Consider the following 17409-nt stretch of genomic DNA (forward strand, 5'->3'; position numbering starts at 1 on the left):
GAGACGGCGTCAGAACAGGCCCGCGCCGCTCTGTTTCCCGCGAAGCGGAAAACTGCCGCATTTGCGATCCCGCTCTTCCTTTCCGAATCGAAACACCTGTTTCGATTCGGGGAGGACGAGCAAGGGAATGGAGCGAGAAATCGCCGTGGGCGGAATGGACTTTGCGAGGACGAGAGAGGAGGGTATCCATGGGCTTTGGGAACCCCGCCGCCGAGCGGGCGGCGCTGGAGCAGACCTATGAGGACCGGACCGACGTGCTCCGCCCGGGGCGGGACCGGGAGGGCAATCTCACCCGGACGGTGTACGAGCTGGTCTATGGGGCGCTGCCCTGTGCCCTCTCCCGGGCCGGGGTGCAGTCCAGGCTCAGCCGGGAGCGCAGCGGACAGAACCGGGCGGAGAACCGGCTGGACTACGACGCGGTGCTCTTCCTGGCACCCGAGCCGGAGCTGCGGCCCGGCGACCGGGTCCGGGTACAACGGGCGGACGGAGAGACCCTGGAGCTGGAGCTGGTGGGGCGGGCTGTCCGCTACCCCACCCACCAGGAGGCGGCGGCCAGGGAAAAAAGACTGATATGACGGAGAGACGAGTATGACGGAATACGACCTTATGCAGGCGGCCGCGGGAAAGCTCACGGCCCTGTGGCCCGACCGGCCCGTGTACACCGGGACCATCCCCGCGGGGGCCGACGGAAGCTTTTTCCTGGAGCCCACCGGCTCCGAACAGACCGAGGGGCTGGACCGCTTCCGGCACCGGAAGGCGCGCTTTCGGGTGCGCTACTTTCTGGACAGCGGAGACGCCGGGGCCTTCGCCCAGTGGGCGGAGACCATGTTCGCCTCCTTCCGGCGGCTGGAGGCGGCGGAGGGAGCGCACACCCGGACGGTACGCCTGACGGGCCGGAAGGCCCAGGTGGCAGAGGACGGGAAGTCCTGCCAATTTACGTTTGACGTCGACCTCTATTACCGGGAGGAGCCCCAGACCACCGGAGAGGTGATGGAATACCTGAAACAGGAGGAGACATGGAAGAGACAGTGACGACCAAGACCCCCAAGCGGTCCCGGCGGGGCGGAGTGGAACCGGTGTTCACCCGGCGGCAGCTCCTGAAGGCCGAGACCATGGCCGTCCCCAGGGACGTGCTCTCCGCCGTCCTGGAAGAGGGGCGACTTTACACCAAAGGCCAGGCGCAGGGCTTGGCGGAAACATTTTTGAAAAGAAAGGTGAACTGAATGTCTATGGGAGGCGGCACCTTTACGGTGCAAAACAAGATCCTGCCCGGCAGCTACATCAATTTCGTGAGCACGGCCTCCGCCGCCACGCTGGGAGAGCGGGGCACGGCGGCCCTGCCCCTGGAGCTGGACTGGGGGCCGGAGGGCCAGATCTATGCCCTGGAGGCCGGGGAGTTCAACCAGACGGCCCTGAAGGTGTTCGGCCATGACGCCACGGCGGCGGAGCTGCTGCTCATCCGGGAGGCGCTGAAGCGGTGCTCGACCCTGCTGGTGTACCGGGTGAACGCCGGCGGGACCAAGGCCGGCGCCACAGTGGGAGGCCTGACCGTCACCGCCCGGTGGGGCGGCACCCGGGGCAACAGCCTCCGGGCGGCGGTGCAGGCCAACGCCGACGACGAGGAGAAGGTGGACGTGGTGACCTATCTGGAGGAACAGGAGGTGGACCGCCAGACCGTGGCGGCCTCCGGCGGCGCGGCGGACCTGAAAGCCAACGACTTTGTGAGCTTCGGCACGGCGGAGACCCTGACGGCGGCGGCCGCCACGGCCCTCACCGGCGGAACCAACGGCACGGTGAACGGCGCGGCCTACGCGGCCTGGCTCACCGCCCTGGAGGTGGAGGACTTCAACGCCGTGGGCTATCCCGGCACGGATGAGAGCGTAAAGGCGCTGGTGGACGCCTTCGTCAAGCGGCTGCGGGACGAGGACGGACGCAAGGTGGTGGGGGTGCTCTACCAGCACGCCGGGGACGACATCGGCCTTATCAGCGTGAAAAACGGCGTGGTGCTCACCGACGGCACCGTGCTCACCGGCGACAAGGCCGTGGCCTGGGTCACCGGCGCCACCGCCGGGGCGGAGGTGAACGAGTCCCTCACCAACACGGCCTACGACGGCGCGGTGGATGTGGACGTCAAGTACACCAGAGGACAATACGAGCAGGCCATGCAGGCGGGCGAGTTCGTCTTTTACCCCGACGGGGGAAAGGCCCGGGTCCTCTCCGACCTCAACAGCCGCACCAGCTTCGGCGGAGGGATCAGCGAGGACTGGACCTCCAACCGGGTGGTGCGGGTCATGGACGGCTGGGCCAACGATGTGGCCCGGACCTTCTCCCAGAGCTACCTGGGTACACAGACCAACAGTGAGACGGGCCGGGCCCTCTTCAAGGCCGACCTGGTGGCCCTCGGAAAGGAATACGAGGGCATCGACGCCATCAGCGGCTTTGCGCCCGACGACGTGACCGTGCTCCAGGGGGACGGCAAGCGGGACGTGTCCGTGGCCTGCGCCCTCACCCCCAACGACAGCATGGAAAAGCTGTATATGACGGTGGCCGTCCATTAAAAGAGAGGAGTGAACGAACATGAAGGTACTCAACGGCTGGGATGCGGTGTCCGGCAAGGAGGGACGCGCGTACGCCAAGATTGACGGGAACAACGAGGAGCTCTTTTACGCCAAGACCATCGAGGCCAAGGTGGAAAAGACCAAGAGCCAGGTAAAGTCCATCGGCCGGCGCATGGTGGGACACAAGACCACCGGCGCGGAGGGCACCGGCTCCATGACCATCTACTACATCACCCCGCTCTTCCGGGCCAAGCTGGCGGAGTGGAAGGCGACGGGCCGGGACGCCTATTTCGACCTGGTGATCGAAAACGACGACCCCGACTCCTCCGCCGGGCGGCAGATCATCCGCCTGGAGGGGGTCAACCTGGACGCCACCGTACTGGCCAAGCTGGACGGCGACTCCGACGACCCCCTGGAGGAGGAGACCGACTTTACCTTTGAGGATTGGGACATCCTGACCCCCTTCTCCAAGGTGTGACGCAGGCGGGAGGGGGCGCGGGGCCCCCTCCCCAGCGTGTCGAGAAACCTCGACACGCTTCAAAAAAGTGCTTGCACTTTTTTGAACTCTTGCAGGCCGCTGCGTCGCACTCGCTGCACTCGCATGCTTGCGGCCTGAGAAGTGATTTTTGCGAGGCACAGGTCCCCGCAAAAATCGGATTTCAATTTCTTTTGCCGCCGAGGGCGGCAAAACTCTGCCGAGGTCTTTTGTCCCCTGTAAGGTGATTTGACTTCCTTGCAGGGTGCCTGGCTTTTTCGACAGACTGGGAAGGGGGCACGGGCCCCCTCCCCTCCCATGTCCGTGGGGCGGAAGCAAAATGAAACAATATGAAAAGATAAAGGAGCGGTATTTTTTATGGATAAGCTGATGGAATTCCTGATGGAGCAGGAGGTGCGGGAAAACGAGACCATGGAGGTGGACATCGCCGGGTTCCCCTACCCCTTTGTGGTGCGCGCCACCACCGAGGCCGAAAGTAAATCCATTCGAAAGACCTGCCAGAAAGTGACCTTTGACAAAAAGAGCCGTCAAAAGAGTGCGGAGACAGACAGCGACCTCTACAATAGCCGCCTGGTGGCCGCCTGCTGCGTGTCCCCCAACTTCAAGGACGCCCAGCTCCAGGCCAAGTACGGCGTGGTGGGGGCCGAGGCCCTGATCGACGCAATGCTCAAGCCGGGACAGTTTATCGACCTGCTGCTGGCGGTGCAGGAGATCAACGGCTTCTCCAGCGATATGGACGAGCTGAGGGACGAGGCAAAAAACTGATCCGGGAGGGCGACAGCGAGGCGGGATACGCCCACTACGCCCTCCAGCGGTTCCACCTGCTGCCGGGGGCCCTCATGGCGCTGCCGCCCCGGGAGCGGGCTTTTGTGTACGCCTCCATCGACCTCCAGCTGGAGCGGGAGAAAAAAGCCCTGCGGCACAGGAAGAAATAGGCGGAAGTCCCGGCCCGGCGGCAAGGCCGCCAGGCCGACAGACCGGTGGACAGGGCAAAGGTTTTCCAGTATAATAAAAAGGAACCCAAAGGAGAAAACTGGAAAGGATGATAGGTATGTTTGGAGAAAAGAAGAAAAAGGAAGAGCCCAGGTTTGTTGAAACAATGGTTCCCAGTAAAGGCGGTTGTTTTACGCGCATATTGGTAGATACGGAAAATGGAATTCAATATTTATTTGTAGACTCATCGGAGGGGGGGGGACTCACGGTGATGGTGGACGAGGACGGAAAGCCCCTGATCAACGAGGCGTACAGACGCAAAAAGGAAAAAGAATAAGAATAAGTGGTGCGGAAAGCAACTGCCGGGAGGCAGTTGCTTTTTTGATGGGCTGGTGGACAAGGAGGGGATGTTCCGGTATAATGGGGAAGAATCCAAAGGGGAAAACTGGAAAGGATGATGGGCATGTTTGGAGAAAAGAAGAAAAAGGAAGAGCCCAGGTTTGTTCAGTGTTATTCTGGAGTTGCAAAGGATTTTGGTAATGTAAAAATACTGGTGGATACGGAAACGGGAGTACAATATTTAATTACATGGAGTACGGAGGAGGCAAGTGGATGCGGCGTGCTTGTGGACCAGGACGGAAAACCCCTGATCAACGAGGCGTACAGACGCAAAAAGGAAAAAGAATAAGAATAAGTGGTGCGAAAAGCAACTGCCGGAAGGCGGTTGCTTTTTTATGGAGGTGAAAGCATTGACAGCGGAACAGACACTGAAATTTTATGATCAACAGCTTGCGGCGGCGGACAGCATGAACCGTGCGATGGAACAGATGACAAACGCCGTGGAGCGGGTGGGAGCCGCAATCCAAGCGGCGGCAGACCGGATGGGACTGCTCCAGACATCGACAGAAAAAACAACACAGAAGGCGACCAATTTAAAATCGCCTTTTGACTCCATGGTCAAGACAATGAGTTCAAAAGCGCAAGAAGGCATCTCTAAGTTAAAAACACTCTTAAATCCCAAAACTTTGTTAAGCGGCAAAAGCCTTCTTTGGCCCCTCGCCATTGACATCGGCTGGCAGCTTTTCGGCAACGACATTATCAACATTCTCACTCCGGCATTGACGGTGCTGGAGTCCTTTGCCGGGGTGGTACGGGGCGTGCTGGGGACGGTGGCCCCTCTTTTTGCCCCCGTTGTGGGGGTGCTGGAGCGGATGGCCGCCGCCCTGGACTGGGTGGCGGCCAATATGGACGCGCTGGCCCCCGTGATTGGGGGCGCGGCGGCAGCACTGATGGTCTTTAACGCAAAACTGATTGCCGGAACAATCGCGTCCTGGGCCCATACGGCGGCCACGGCAATTTCGAGCGTGACGCAAAAGGTATTTAACACATCGCTGCTGGCCTGCCCGCTCACCTGGATCGCGCTGGCTATCGGTGTGGTCATTGGACTGCTCTACCGTTGGATCCAGTCTGTGGGAGGGATCCGCACTGCATGGGCGATCGTGGTGGATGAGGTGAGCTATTTCCTGGATAAGATGGATCTGGGCTTTATGCGCACTTTTTATGGTATCCTCGATTATATGGGGGATTTTAAGGTCGGATTTTTGACTGGATTACAGGATGTGGTAAACGGCGGCATCGACCTCCTCAACAAGCTGATCGAAAACGTCAACAAACTGCCGGGAATCGCGATTCCCCTGATTGAACAGGTTACCTTTGGCGCAGAGGCCGCTTTAAAGAATGAGGAGGCAAAGCGGGCGCGAGCCGAGACAATGGCAAAATGGGAGACAGAGGCAGAGGAAAACCACCGCCTGCGACAGATGAGGATCAATGAAATGAAAAGTAAAAGCGCAGAAGAGGCCGGAGAAAGCGCATTGTCTGCGGGAACCGACCCGGGCGCTGCCGCAGAACAGCCCAACGAGATGGAGGTCATATATGGAGGAATGGATCCGGACACATACGGCGTGGGCGGCGGTCTGAATGTAAACCATGTGGAGAGCCTGGGGCGCGTGGAAAACGAGGTGAGCGTGGCAAAGGAGGACCTGGACCTGATGCGGGACGTGGCGGAGATGCGCTTCTTGCAGAATTTCGTCAGCCTGACGCCCACGGTGACGCTGAACGCCAGGGTGGACCGACAGGTGGACGTGGACGCGATGCTGCGGACCATAGAGCGCAAGTTGGAGGAGGAGATCCTGATGTCGGCGGAGGGAGCCTATCTGTAAGACGCCGGGCCGGTGGACAAAAGAGAACCTTTTCAGCGTCATGGAGAAAAGAAGCCCAAGCGAAAAAGCAACTGCCGGGAGGCGGTTGCTTTTTCTATCAAAAAATGAGGTGAGAGAATGGAAATGGAAGAGGCGCTGCAGAGATATGACCGGCGGGTCCACAGGACCCGCCAATGGGACAGAGCGGCGAATGCGGCGGCGAAGGGGGCGCGCCGATGAACCGATACAGAATGTATCTCATTATGGGCAGCCTGGAGCTGCCCTTGCAGGTGCTGCCGGAAAAGCTCGCGGTGCGCGCCGCGGGCCGGAACGAGACGGCGGAGGTGCTGGAGCTGGGTGAGGTCCTGCTCCTGCGGGGCAGGGGACTGCGCAAGGTGGAGTGGGAGGGGCTCCTCCCCGCGTGGAAGCTCCCCTGCATGGACGGACAGCCGCTGACGCCCATTCTGGCGGTGCGGTATATCCAGCGCTACCGGGACAAAAAAGAGCCGGTGTACCTCCGGCTGGAGGGGACGGACCTGGACCTGGACGTGCCCTTCGGCATCGAGGATTTCAGCTATGAGGAGCGGGGCGGGGAGCCCGGCGACCTCTATTACTCCATCCAGCTCACCGAATGGCGGAGCTACGCCCCCAGCCGCGTCACCCTGCCCGAGGGGGAGGTCCGGGAGGCGGACCGGGCCGGCGCGCCAGAGGACGCCGGGAGCGGCAGCTATACGGTGGTCCCGGGGGACAGCCTGTGGGCCATCGCCCGGCGGTTTTACGGAGACGGGACCCAGTGGCGGAAGCTCTACGAAGCCAACCGGGCCGTGGTGGGGGCCAACCCCAATCTCATCTATCCGGGGCAGGTGTTGACGATACCATGAGTTTATCAGTGCTTTACCGGGCGCCGGGGGAGGAGGAGGCCTGGGACGTGACGACCCTGGTCACGGCCTGTACCTGGACCACCAAGCGCACGGGTTCCCCCGCCGCCCTGGAGCTGACGGTGCTGCGCAGCGAGACGGCGTGGGTCTGCGGCGGCATGGTGGCGGCCCGGCGGGACGGGGAGACCTTTTTCCAGGGCTATGTGTTCAAGGTCAGCTCCGGCGAGGGGGAGGAGCTGAACCTCACCGTCTATGACCAGCTCCGCTACCTGAAATACAAGGAGAGCTACGTCTTTGAGGGCCAGCGGGCGGACCAGATCCTGGCCCAGATCGCCGCCGACTTCAAGCTGAAGACCGGGGACCTGCCCAACACCGGCTACGTTATTCCCCGGCTGGTGGAGGACGGGACCAGCCTCCTGGACATCATCCTGAGGGCCCTGGACCTGACCCTGGTCCACGGCGGGCAGATGTTCTATCTGTGGGATGACTGCGGCGCGCTGCGCCTGGGGGAGGTGACGGGCGAGGGGGACCTGCCCGTGATCGGGGACGGGAGCCTAGCCACCGGCTACACCTACGATGTGGATATCGACGGTGAGACCTACAACCAGATCAAGCTGGTCCAGGGGGACGGGGAGGAGGGAAACCGCAAGAGCGTGATGCGGCACGACCCGGAGACCCAGGCGCTGTGGGGCATCCTGCAGGACTATCAGCAGGTGGACGGGGAGATGAACGAGGCCCAGATGCGCCAGGAGGCCGAACGGAGGCTGGAGCTGTACAACCGGCCTGCCAGGACCCTGGAGCTCCGGGCCCTGGCGCTGCCGGAGGTGCGGGCGGGAAAGACGGTATACATCCGCATCGGCCGGGAGGGGCTGGAGCAGCCCTTCCTGGTGGAGGAGGCCCGCCACGACCTGATGGCGGAGACCATGAATTTGAAAGTGAAGGTGATTTGAATGCTGGAACAGATCAAAAAAATCGCGCGGCAGAGCGACGAGTGCGCCGCGCCGGCCATGGTGCTCTACGGCACGGTGACCGGGCTGGACCCCCTGCGGGTGCGGGTGGACAACCGCTTCGAGCTGGGGGAGCGGGCCCTCACCCTGCTGCGGGGGACCCGTGAGAGCCTGGAAGCGGGGGACGGCCTGGCCCTCCTCCGCAACCGGGGCGGACAGGAATTCCTGGTACTGGGGAGGCTGTGAGCGTGCTGCCGACACAGGGAGGAATCCTCTTGCAGGGGGGCACACCCCTGGTGCCCGCCGCGCAGCGGCCCAGCCGGACCTACCGGGCGGACTTCGCCGCCGGGCGCATCGACGGCTTTACCGACGGGCGGGAGGCCATGGAGCAGGCCATCTATCAGATCCTGCACACCGAGCGCTTCGCCTGGCCCATCTACTCCTGGAATTACGGCGCGGAGCTGGGCCGGCTCACCGGCCGCAGCGTCCGGGTGGCCCAGGGCGAGCTGCCCCGCCTCCTGCGGGAGGCCCTCACCCAGGACGCCCGCATCACCGGCGTCCGGGACGTTACCGTGACCCAGTCCGGGAAACGGGAGGCGCTGGTGCACTTTACCGCCGAGACCGTGTTCGGCGACGTGGATGCGGCGGCCCCCCTCCGGCTGGGAACGGTCTGAGGGAGCGCCGCGGAGATCACGCCCGGGGAATGTGGGGAATGGACAGGACGGGCCGGGTCTGGTATCATGGAGGGGACCCGAGGGAAATATGGAAAGGAGAGGATACCATGTTTGGAGAAAAGAAGGAAAAAAGGTTTGTAAGGACGGTGCATGAGATAGCAGATAAGGGGTCTGTCGGAGGGATCTTCGTGTATGCGGACACCGAGACCGGAGTGCAGTACATACATATCGTGGGAGATGGCAGAGGGGGCCTGACGGTGCTGGTGGACCGGGAGGGCAAGCCCCTGCTGCGGGAGGACCTGATCAAGAAGCCATCCGAACCATAACAGAGGACAAGAGCAAAAAGGCAGCCGCCGGAAGGAGGCTGCCTTTTTGCAGGAAAGAAAGCATGAGGTGAAAAAATGAACGCGGTCCCCCTCCGGCTGGGAACGGTCTGAGGGAGCGCCGCGGAGATCACGCCCGGGGAATGTGGGGAATGGACAGGACGGGTCGGGTTTGGTATCATGGAGGGGACCCAAGGGAAATATGGAAAGGAGACGATACCATGTTTGGAGAAAAGAAGGAAAACAGGTTTGTGAAACTCTCAATAGAAGGGGTAAAAGATGTGGCGTGCATGCAAGTAGTGGTGGATACATGGACTGGTATTCAATATCTGTTTGCAGAGTCATTTGGAAATGCGGGCGGCCTGACGGCACTTTTGGATGAGGATGGGAAGCCCCTGATCTGTGAGGAGTATCGGCGCAAAAAGGAGTAAGCCGGAGAAAGGAGAGCGGACCATGTTTGGAGAAAAAAGGAGTCAAGGTTTGTAACAATACTAAGCGAGTCGGCAAAGGGGGGTGGGATAGCCCGAGTTATGGTAGATACGGAAACAGGAATACAATACTTATTTGTATATGCCTTAGAAGCAGGTGGTCTCACGATACTTGCGGATGAGGACGGGAAGCCCCCCATTAACGAGGAGTATAGACGTAAAAAAGACTGAACAATTAAAAAGCAACCGCCTTCCGAGGCGGTTGCTTTTTTACTGGAAAAAATGAGGTGAAAGAGAATATGAACGCAGCGGAAACACTGACGCAGTATGAGCGGCAGCTTGCGGTGCTGGACCGGATGGAGCGGATCCTGGGGCGAATGACGGCGGCGGCGGACCAGATGGCCGGGGCCGTCCAGAGGGCGGCGGACCGGATGGGGGAGCTGCTGGCCTCCACCCAGAAGACGGCGGCGCAGTCGGTGAACCTGAAGGCGCCCTTTGACGGCGCGGCGCAGTCCATAGCAGGGGCCATGGTAAAGGGATTGGACCAATTTGAAAACAACCTAACCCCCCAGGGCCTGGTCCTCTCCCTGGCCGTCAACCTGGGCTGGAAGCTCTTCGGCGACGACATCATGAGCGTTCTCAATCCGGCCATGACGGTGCTGGAGTCCTTCGCGGGGATGGTACACAGCACCCTGGGGGCGCTGGCCCCCTTCTTCACGCCGGTGGTGTGGGCAGTGGAGCTGCTGGCCCAGGGCATCGACTGGATGGCGGCAAAAATGAATACGCTGATGCCCATTATTCTGGGTCTGGCGACGGCCATGGCCATTTTCCACAAGGCGACCATTGCCAGCGCGATGGCAACAAAAATCCATGCGGCGGGCACGGTTCTGCACACGGTGGTTACCAAGGCCCATACGGTGGCCACCAATGGGTTGAAACTGGCCCAGGCGGCCCTCGACATGGTGCTCAGCACATCCCCTCTGGGGCTGATTGCCCGGCTGGCGGGCGTCGCGGTGGGAATATTCGCGGCGTGGACCATGCGGGTGGGAGGACTGAAGAACGCCATCGGTATTTTGTTCAAAGGCATTATCGGCGGCATCAACTGGGTGCTGGAGCTGCTGAACAAGATACCGGGGGTGAATATCCCCATGATCGCCAGCCTAGAGATCGAAAAGGGACCGGCGGCCCAGGCGGAGGCGGAAGCGACCACGACGGCGGCTTTGGGGGCGGCGGAGAGCCCGGTGTTCCCGACACCGGAGGACCCCTATGCCGCTGTCATTCCGCCGGACCTGGCGAACAAGAACGCCCCCCTGGACTACGGCGCGATGCTGGCGGAGCAATCCCCCCTCTCGTACGGCATGGACAACTACGTCACAGCGAGGTGGGGAGAGGACGCCGCGACCGGGGCCTTTTCCAACGGGTACCAGACCCTGGCGGACTCGCTGAAGCTGGTGGAGACCGTGGAGCGGGTCCAGGCGGTGGAGCTGCTGGAGAGCGAGGTGAGCCTGTCGGAGGAGGACAGGGAGGCGCTGCTGGGCGCCATCACACAGCGCCCGGTGTCCAGGGTCCTCAACCTCTCCCCCACCGTGCACCTCACCGCCTATGTGCGCAGCGAGCCGGACCTCTATCAGCTCAAGAACATGATCGAGCAGGTGCTGGAGGAGGAGATCTGCGCCTGCGCGGAGGGGGAGCACCTGTGAGCATTTCCATTGGGAAGGAAGCGGCATCCCGCAGGGGGGCTGCTTTTTTCATATCTAAAAACAGACAGGAAAGGAGAAAAGAACAAGTATGACGGACGAGCACAGCTATGAAGCGCTGATGGCCCGGTGCCTGGGGCGGGTGTCCGCAGAGGTGGACAAGCGGGAGGGCTCCATCCTTTACGACGCGCTGGCCCCGGCCTGTGCCGAGCTGGCGGTGTTGTACACCGAGCTGGAGACCATGCTGGACCGGGCCTGGCCCGACACGGCCGCCGGGGCGGACCTGGACAAGAAGGCCGCCGAGCGCAGCCTCATCCGGGCCCCGGCCTCCCCCGCCGTGCGGGAGGGCCGCTTCACCGGCGCGGACGGGGGGGCCTTCGACGTGCCCATAGGCACGCGCTTCTCCGGCGGAGCGGTGAACTTCACCGTGACGGAGCGGCGGGAGGCCGGCGTCTTCCGCCTCACCGCGGAGACCCCGGGCAGCGTCGGGAACACCTGGTTCGGGACCCTGTTCCCCATCGACTATGTGGAGGGCCTGGCGGGGGCGGAGCTGGGGGAGGTGCTGGTCCCCGGCGACGACGCCGAGGACGACGAGAGTCTCCGGGCACGCTACTTCGGCTCCTTTGAGAGCCAGGCCTTCGGCGGCAACCGGGCCGACTACCGGGAGAAGGTCCTCTCCCTGCCCGGCGTGGGAGGGGTAAAGATCTTCCGCACGCCGGAGGGGGGCGGCACGGTGGGCCTCACACTGGTGGACAGCCTGTGGGGGGTGCCCTCCGACGACCTGGTGGCGGCGGTACAGGCCGCCATCGACCCCGTGTCCGGCCAGGGGGACGGGGCGGGCCTGGCCCCCATCGGCCACACGGTGACGGTGCGCCCCGCCGTGGGAAAGACCATCGACGTCGCCCTCACCCTGACCCTGGAGGGGAGCCTGACCTGGGAGGCCGTGCGCCCCGACGCCGAGGCCGCCCTCCGGGCCTACTTCGCCGAGCTGGTCCAGGGCTGGGCGGACGCCTCCGGCCTCACCGTGCGCCTGAGCCAGGTGGAGACCCGGATGCTGGACATCCCCGGCGTGCTGGATGTGCAGGGGACCCGGCTCAACGGCGGGTTGGCCAATGTGACACTGGAGGAGGAGGAGATCCCGGTGCTGGGGGTGATGAGCCATGGCGCTTGAGTCCTATTGGCCGGAGTACCTGCGGGAGCTCCGGGAGTTCCAGGCGCTGGCCGGGGCGGAGGAGCCTGAGCTCACCGCGGCGGGGGCCGCGCTGCGCCGCGCGCCGGACGACTTCTACACCGCCACCCTCACCGACGCCGGCTGCGCCCGGTGGGAGCGCCTGCTGGGGCTCCCGGTGGTCCACGGCGGAGACCTGGCCCAGCGCCGCTTCCGCATCATGACCCGGATGAACGAGCAGCGGCCCTTCACCATGGCGCGGCTGGGGGAGATGCTGCGGGGCCTGTGCGGCGAGGAGGGATTCACTCTGGCGCTGGACGGGGCGGACTTCCTGCTGACGGTGCGCCTGGCCCTCACCGCCCGGCAGATGCTCTCCGACACGGCCGCCCTGCTGGACCGGGTGGTCCCGGTGAACCTGACGGTGGACCTGTCCCTGCGGTACAACCAGCATCAGACGCTGCTGGGCCGTACCCACGCCGCTCTGGCGGCGTATACCCACGATCAACTGAGAAATGAGGTGCTTGCAAATGGCGGCTGAAACAGCCAATTACGGGCTGAAAAAGCCCAGCGCAGAGGATTTTTACAACATTGAGGACTTCAACTGGAACGCCGACGTCATCGACGCTGAGCTGGCGAAGCGGGCGGAGCTGGGGGAGGACGGGAGAGTGCCCGCCGCGCAGCTCCCGGCCATGGATTTTGACCCGGCGGGCAGCGCCGCGGCGGTGCAGACGGCCCTCTCCGGCCACACCGGGGACAACGTCCGCCACCTCACCGCGGCGGAGCGGACGGCCTGGAACGCCAAGGCCGCCGGGGATCACACCCACACGGCGGCCCAAGTGGGGGCGGTGCCCACGACCCGGAAGGTGAACGGCAAGGCGCTCAGTGCGGACGTCACCCTGGCAGCGGCCGACGTGGGGGCGGCGGCCGCCGGCCACAGCCACGCCGCCTCCGGCGTCACGGCGGGGACCCTGGCCGGAAAGGTGAACGCCAACGCCTCCGCCGCGGGCACCCTGACCGCCGCCCAGGTCCGGGACATCAGTGTGGGGACGGCGGAGCTCACCCCGGGGACCTCCGCTCTCGTCACCGGAAGCCTCTACTTTGTCTATGAGTGAGGTGAGACCGGATGGCGAAAAAAGGATATGTCGGTGTGGGCGGCGTGGCCAGGAAGCTCAAAAAGGGATATGTGGGCGTGGGCGGCGTGGCCCGCAGGCTCAAAAAGGCGTACATCGGCGTGGGCGGCGTGGCCCGGCCCTGCTGGAGCGGGGGAGAGTTGTCCTACTACGGGACGGCTGCGACCTTGACAAATTCCATAGCGTATCATGCCGGAACATCAGTTGGGAACTACGCTTTATTTGGAGGCGGTTATTACGCCCCGTCCGCTGCAACCTATTCTACAGTGAATGCCTACAGCAATGCTTTGACGAGAAGCACGCCAACTGCGCTAAGTACAGCGAGACGCTATCTCGCAGCGGCATCGGTCGGAAATTATGCCCTGTTTGGAGGCGGCCGGCCTGACAGCTCCGCGGTCGACGCATACAGCACCTCTCTGACCCACAGTGTGCCGACGGCCCTGAGTCAGGCAAGAGGGCAGTTGAACGCGGCATCGGTTGGGAACTATGCGTTGTTTGGCGGTGGACTTTATTCCAATTCCGGCTACTCGAACGATGTGGACGCTTATAATGCATCGCTTACGAGAAGCCTTCCAAGCGCTCTGGGCGAGGCCAGATACAATCTCGCAGCGGCGTCGGTCGGGAACTACGCCCTGTTCGCCGGGGGTGTGGCATATGACGACGGTTCATACAGCAGCAGTTATTTGGACGCCTATAATGCCTCGCTGACAAAAACCAGCAAAAGCCTTGGCATGATTACCAGCCGCGGTTCATCGGCATCCGTAGGCAGCTACGCATTATTTGCGTATGCGCCTGGAGCTAAAGTTCAATCCGTCAATACATCGCTCACGACTGCTGATATTGCGGACCTAAGCCGAGGAAGAAGGAATCCAGCAGGCGGCTCGGTGGGGGACTATGCCCTTTTCGCCGGAGGTTACGAGTCCGGATATCTGGGTGCCGTAGACGTTTATGACGCATCGCTTACCAAAACGGTGACAACTGATCTGAGTAAGGCGCGAGAAAGCGCAGAGTCCGCCAGAGCCGGAGATTTTCTCCTGTTTGGCGGCGGCATGATCAGCACCGGAAATTCCGCAGCGACCAACGTCGTAGACGCCTACACAATTTAAATCATTTATTTAAGGAGGAATAGAAACATGAGCACAAGGTATCAGCTTTGGGACAAGGCCAGTCAGGTCATCACGCCCATTGGGGAGGTGCTGACGGCGGGGCAGTGGATGGAGCGGTATCCCGCGGCGGCGGCGATCCCCTATGTGCTGGCTGCCGGGGAGGTGAACGGGGCGTTCTGCACGCCCCTTGCCCAGATGAAGCAGATCTGCGCCCAGCAGGGGTGCGACTTCTCCGCCTGCGGGACCGACCAGGAGGCGCTGGATGCCATCGAAGCCTTCGAGGACGCGCAGAACGCCCCCGGCGAGGCGGTCTCCAACGAGGAGCTGACGGCCACGAGCCTGGCGTCCATCGCCGCCAGCCTGGAATATCAGAACATGCTCACCCTGGACGACGCGGAGGTGGTATAACATGAGCTTTGAACGGATCCAGTATTATTACGAGGCGGGCCTGTGGAGCAAGCCGATGGTGAAGATGGCGGTGCGCAAGGGCGTCATCACCAGGGAGCAGTACCGGGACATCACCGGCGAGGACTACAGGGCGCAGACGTGAGCGCCGCCGGCGGAGCGGGCCCGGTCCAAGTCCCGGCGCAGCGACCGGCCGAAGTAACGCGGGCAGCGCAAAGGCCCCCGGGGACCCTCACAGGGTCCCCGGGGGCCTGATCTGCTGGAAGTGCGTTAAAACAGGGCCCTATCCCGGCCTGCCCTGACGGGCGAAGGCGGAGAAGATATCCGCAGTCTGGGCCTGGGTGAGGGTGCCGGAGGGGTCCAGCCGTCCGCCGGGGGACCAGGGCAGCACGCCGGCGTCGCAGGCCCAGTAGAGGGAGTCGTCGGCCCAGGGGGAGATGTCCTGGTAGTCGTTGCAGGCCGCCACCCCGTCAGGGAGAAAGGTATCCCATTCCAGCAGCGCCGCCCAGCGGCGCAGCAGGACGGCGGCCTCCTCCCGGGTAATGGGCCGCTCCGGCTGGAAGCGGCCCTCCCCGGTCCCCAGTACCAGTCCCTGGTGGGCGGCCCAGCTCACCGCCGGGGCGTAGTCCGCCCGGGGGGACACGTCGGAAAAGGGGGCCTGGGCATCGTAGGGCACGGCCCCGGCGCTCTCCCACAGGGCGGAGACGAAGCCGCCCCGGGTGACAGGACCCTCCTCCCCGCGGGCGGTGGGGCACAGCAGCAAAAGTAAGAGCAGCAGCGCGGCAAATTCCTGCATAAAAAGCATCCTCCCGGCATGGTCTACCGGGAGGATACCATAAAATGGGAGAAAAACCACGGGAAAACGGTCAGATGATCCCGCCCTCCCACAGGAGGGCCCCGCCGGGGCCGTAGGCCCGGCAGTCCAGGGCCTGATCCCGCACGAAGCCCTGGGCGGAGCAGAGGAAGAGGTCCTCCCGGAAGGTCCGGCACCAGAGGGAGACGGGCCCCCCTTCGGTCTGAAAGCGGAACTCCAGGGCCTCCACCGCCGGGTCGGCGCGGTAGCCGTAGAGCACGCCGTCAGAGATGTCGTCCCCAAAGTAGGCCTGGACGGGCCGGCTATCGTCCATGCTCAGGGTGGCCCGGCTGCCGAAGGTCCAGAAGGGCCCTCGGCGGGAGATGGGGACAAAGGACCAGGAGTCCAGGTATCGGGCCAGAAACCAGCGCGTTCCGCCGTCCTCCGCCACATAGGCCACGGTGGAGGGGCCGTGGTTGGCGGCGGCCTCGGAGGCCCGGAAGGCCCCCTCCGGGGTGAAATAGCTGGAAGTAAAGGAGCGGAGGGCCCAGCTCAGGACCAGGATGAGGGCCAGGTTTCGCAGCAGCTTGGCGCGCAGGCTCATGGAGTCACCTCCTCCAGCGGGATGGTGAGTTGGCAGGCGCGGCCGGGCTCATCGTAGAGGAGGGTCACGCTGTCCGTGGGCGGAAAGTCCTGGTAGGAGTCGATGCTGCGGCGGAAATAGCTCCCGGAGCTCTGTCCGCCGCCCCGGTAGATCCGCCCGGACTCGTCCCGGACCTGGAAGCCGTAAAAGCCGAAGCTGTTGAGGATGGGGGGGACATTGAACTCCAGCAGGCACACGGAGAGGGTCCCATCCCGGGTCTGCACCACATCGGTGACCACCACCACCTTGTTGCCGATGCGCGCCGCCGTGTCCCCCGCGGCGGCGCGGACGATCTCCTCCCGGGGGATGCTCCTCACCGGCCGGTAGATCAGCAGGTCCCAGGCGCTCAGGAACAGGAGCGGAAGCAGGAACAGGCAGGCTGCCACGGACAGCAGGACGGCGCAGGCCCTGGTGAGGGCCACGGAGGCGCACAGCAGGGGCGGATGGGCCCGGTCCAGGGCCCGGCCCACCTCCCCGGCGTCCCCCATGGCGGCCAGGGCCGTCCGGGCCGCCTCCTCCGGCGCGGCGCCGGCGTCCTCCAGGGCGGCGGCGTGGTCGGTCAGGTGGTCCATCAGCTCCGCCGCCGCCTGGGCGCGGGCCGGGCGGTAGCGGATGTGCCGGCACACCGCCGCGCACCAGGCGGCGAAATCAGCCCGCTCCATCAGGCCATGGCCGGGGCCGCGCCGGAGAGGACGGCGTTGACGGCCGCCGTGAAGGTCCGCCACTCCTTCTTCTGCGCCTCCAGCGCCCGCAGCCCTCTCCCGGTGATGCGGTAGTACTTCCGGACCCGGCCCGTGGGCGCCTCCGCCTGGTAGCCGCGCACCGCCCCATCCCGCTCCAGCGCGTGGAGGATGGGGTAGAGGGTCCCCTCCTTCAGCGCAAAGGTGTGGTCACTGCGCCGGTCCAGCTCGGCGATCATCTCATAGCCGTACTTGTCCCCCTCCGACAAAAGCGAGAGCACCAGCAGGGTGGTGCTGCCGGAGAGCAGAGTCTTGTCCGCCATTGCGTCGTCCCCCTTGTGGATCAGATACA

At 63.7% G+C, this 17409-nt stretch carries 27 protein-coding genes; 23 read left to right on the forward strand and 4 right to left on the reverse strand.

Going from position 1 to position 17409, the window contains the following annotated elements; genetic code table 11:
* Positions 1-188: 188 nt before the first annotated feature.
* The 23 genes from SRB521_RS02680 to SRB521_RS02785 all read left to right on the forward strand — a co-directional run bounded on the left by SRB521_RS02680 (position 189) and on the right by SRB521_RS02785 (position 15086).
* The gene (locus SRB521_RS02680; protein WP_075705216.1) at positions 189-575 is read left to right on the forward strand and encodes a hypothetical protein; all 387 of its coding nucleotides are present in this window, start codon (positions 189-191) and stop codon (positions 573-575) included.
* A 13-nt stretch (positions 576-588) separates the two neighbouring features.
* A complete protein-coding gene (locus SRB521_RS02685) occupies positions 589-1032 on the forward strand; it encodes a phage tail terminator family protein (protein ID WP_116721356.1) in 444 nt (147 codons plus the stop codon).
* Positions 1017-1223 carry a hypothetical protein gene (locus SRB521_RS02690; RefSeq protein ID WP_033118881.1) on the forward strand — a complete coding sequence of 69 codons (207 nt, stop codon included), beginning with the start codon at positions 1017-1019 and terminating at the stop codon, positions 1221-1223. Before SRB521_RS02685 ends, SRB521_RS02690 begins: the two co-directional genes overlap by 16 nt.
* Entirely contained in the window at positions 1224-2558 is a 1335-nt protein-coding gene (locus SRB521_RS02695; RefSeq protein ID WP_116721355.1) for a phage tail sheath family protein, read from the forward strand.
* A 19-nt stretch (positions 2559-2577) separates the two neighbouring features.
* Entirely contained in the window at positions 2578-3036 is a 459-nt protein-coding gene (locus SRB521_RS02700; protein ID WP_033118880.1) for a phage tail tube protein, read from the forward strand.
* A 375-nt stretch (positions 3037-3411) separates the two neighbouring features.
* Positions 3412-3819 (forward strand): phage tail assembly chaperone, encoded by a 408-nt coding sequence (locus tag SRB521_RS02705; RefSeq protein ID WP_075705217.1) that lies wholly within the window; start codon positions 3412-3414, stop codon positions 3817-3819.
* Positions 3820-4105: 286 nt separating this feature from the next.
* Entirely contained in the window at positions 4106-4324 is a 219-nt protein-coding gene (locus SRB521_RS02710; RefSeq protein ID WP_129868768.1) for a DUF6440 family protein, read from the forward strand.
* 126 nt (positions 4325-4450) lie between these two features.
* A complete protein-coding gene (locus SRB521_RS02715) occupies positions 4451-4675 on the forward strand; it encodes a DUF6440 family protein (protein ID WP_116721624.1) in 225 nt (74 codons plus the stop codon).
* Positions 4676-4727: 52 nt separating this feature from the next.
* Positions 4728-6206 (forward strand): DUF846 domain-containing protein, encoded by a 1479-nt coding sequence (locus SRB521_RS02720; RefSeq protein ID WP_165816276.1) that lies wholly within the window; start codon positions 4728-4730, stop codon positions 6204-6206.
* Positions 6207-6421: 215 nt separating this feature from the next.
* A complete protein-coding gene (locus SRB521_RS02725) occupies positions 6422-7066 on the forward strand; it encodes a LysM peptidoglycan-binding domain-containing protein (RefSeq protein WP_116721352.1) in 645 nt (214 codons plus the stop codon).
* A complete protein-coding gene (locus SRB521_RS02730; protein ID WP_116721351.1) occupies positions 7063-8013 on the forward strand; it encodes an XkdQ/YqbQ family protein in 951 nt (316 codons plus the stop codon). Before SRB521_RS02725 ends, SRB521_RS02730 begins: the two co-directional genes overlap by 4 nt.
* Positions 8014-8256, forward strand: coding sequence for a DUF2577 family protein (locus tag SRB521_RS02735; protein WP_033118875.1), 243 nt, complete (start codon positions 8014-8016; stop codon positions 8254-8256).
* 2 nt (positions 8257-8258) lie between these two features.
* The gene (locus SRB521_RS02740) at positions 8259-8684 is read left to right on the forward strand and encodes a DUF2634 domain-containing protein (RefSeq protein WP_033118874.1); all 426 of its coding nucleotides are present in this window, start codon (positions 8259-8261) and stop codon (positions 8682-8684) included.
* A 107-nt stretch (positions 8685-8791) separates the two neighbouring features.
* A complete protein-coding gene (locus SRB521_RS16855) occupies positions 8792-9010 on the forward strand; it encodes a DUF6440 family protein (RefSeq protein ID WP_257534800.1) in 219 nt (72 codons plus the stop codon).
* A 218-nt stretch (positions 9011-9228) separates the two neighbouring features.
* Positions 9229-9438 (forward strand): DUF6440 family protein, encoded by a 210-nt coding sequence (locus SRB521_RS02750; RefSeq protein WP_033118873.1) that lies wholly within the window; start codon positions 9229-9231, stop codon positions 9436-9438.
* 57 nt (positions 9439-9495) lie between these two features.
* Positions 9496-9666, forward strand: a complete 171-nt coding sequence (locus tag SRB521_RS16410; protein WP_257534809.1) for a DUF6440 family protein — start codon at positions 9496-9498, stop codon at positions 9664-9666.
* Positions 9667-9734: 68 nt separating this feature from the next.
* Entirely contained in the window at positions 9735-11135 is a 1401-nt protein-coding gene (locus tag SRB521_RS15985) for a hypothetical protein (RefSeq protein ID WP_165366540.1), read from the forward strand.
* Positions 11136-11223: 88 nt separating this feature from the next.
* On the forward strand, positions 11224-12303 hold the full coding sequence (locus SRB521_RS02760) for a baseplate J/gp47 family protein (RefSeq protein ID WP_116721350.1): 1080 nt from the start codon (positions 11224-11226) through the stop codon (positions 12301-12303).
* Complete coding sequence (locus SRB521_RS02765; RefSeq protein WP_075705224.1) at positions 12293-12838, forward strand: putative phage tail protein; 546 nt, start codon at positions 12293-12295, stop codon at positions 12836-12838. Before SRB521_RS02760 ends, SRB521_RS02765 begins: the two co-directional genes overlap by 11 nt.
* On the forward strand, positions 12828-13412 hold the full coding sequence (locus SRB521_RS02770) for a hypothetical protein (RefSeq protein WP_058116994.1): 585 nt from the start codon (positions 12828-12830) through the stop codon (positions 13410-13412). The genes SRB521_RS02765 and SRB521_RS02770 overlap by 11 nt, the downstream gene beginning before the upstream one ends.
* 11 nt (positions 13413-13423) lie before the next feature.
* Entirely contained in the window at positions 13424-14536 is a 1113-nt protein-coding gene (locus SRB521_RS02775; RefSeq protein WP_075705226.1) for a Kelch repeat-containing protein, read from the forward strand.
* Between the two features lie 27 nt (positions 14537-14563).
* The gene (locus SRB521_RS02780; RefSeq protein WP_058116996.1) at positions 14564-14944 is read left to right on the forward strand and encodes a hypothetical protein; all 381 of its coding nucleotides are present in this window, start codon (positions 14564-14566) and stop codon (positions 14942-14944) included.
* Position 14945: 1 nt separating this feature from the next.
* Entirely contained in the window at positions 14946-15086 is a 141-nt protein-coding gene (locus tag SRB521_RS02785) for an XkdX family protein (RefSeq protein WP_075705227.1), read from the forward strand.
* Between the two features lie 138 nt (positions 15087-15224).
* On the opposite strand, the gene SRB521_RS02790 is transcribed toward SRB521_RS02785, so the two are convergent.
* The 4 genes from SRB521_RS02790 to SRB521_RS02805 form a co-directional block, all read right to left on the reverse strand.
* Positions 15225-15737: an S-layer homology domain-containing protein gene (locus SRB521_RS02790; protein ID WP_058116997.1), complete on the reverse strand. Its 513-nt coding sequence runs from the start codon at positions 15735-15737 to the stop codon at positions 15225-15227.
* Between the two features lie 70 nt (positions 15738-15807).
* Positions 15808-16338 carry a hypothetical protein gene (locus SRB521_RS02795; protein WP_075705228.1) on the reverse strand — a complete coding sequence of 177 codons (531 nt, stop codon included), beginning with the start codon at positions 16336-16338 and terminating at the stop codon, positions 15808-15810.
* Positions 16335-17102, reverse strand: coding sequence for a permease prefix domain 1-containing protein (locus tag SRB521_RS02800; protein ID WP_133241644.1), 768 nt, complete (start codon positions 17100-17102; stop codon positions 16335-16337). Before SRB521_RS02800 ends, SRB521_RS02795 begins: the two co-directional genes overlap by 4 nt.
* Positions 17039-17380, reverse strand: a complete 342-nt coding sequence (locus SRB521_RS02805; RefSeq protein ID WP_058117000.1) for a PadR family transcriptional regulator — start codon at positions 17378-17380, stop codon at positions 17039-17041. Before SRB521_RS02805 ends, SRB521_RS02800 begins: the two co-directional genes overlap by 64 nt.
* Positions 17381-17409 lie beyond the last annotated feature (29 nt).

It is taken from the genome of Intestinimonas butyriciproducens (genome assembly GCF_004154955.1).
Classification (GTDB): Bacteria; Bacillota; Clostridia; order Oscillospirales; family Oscillospiraceae; genus Intestinimonas; species Intestinimonas butyriciproducens.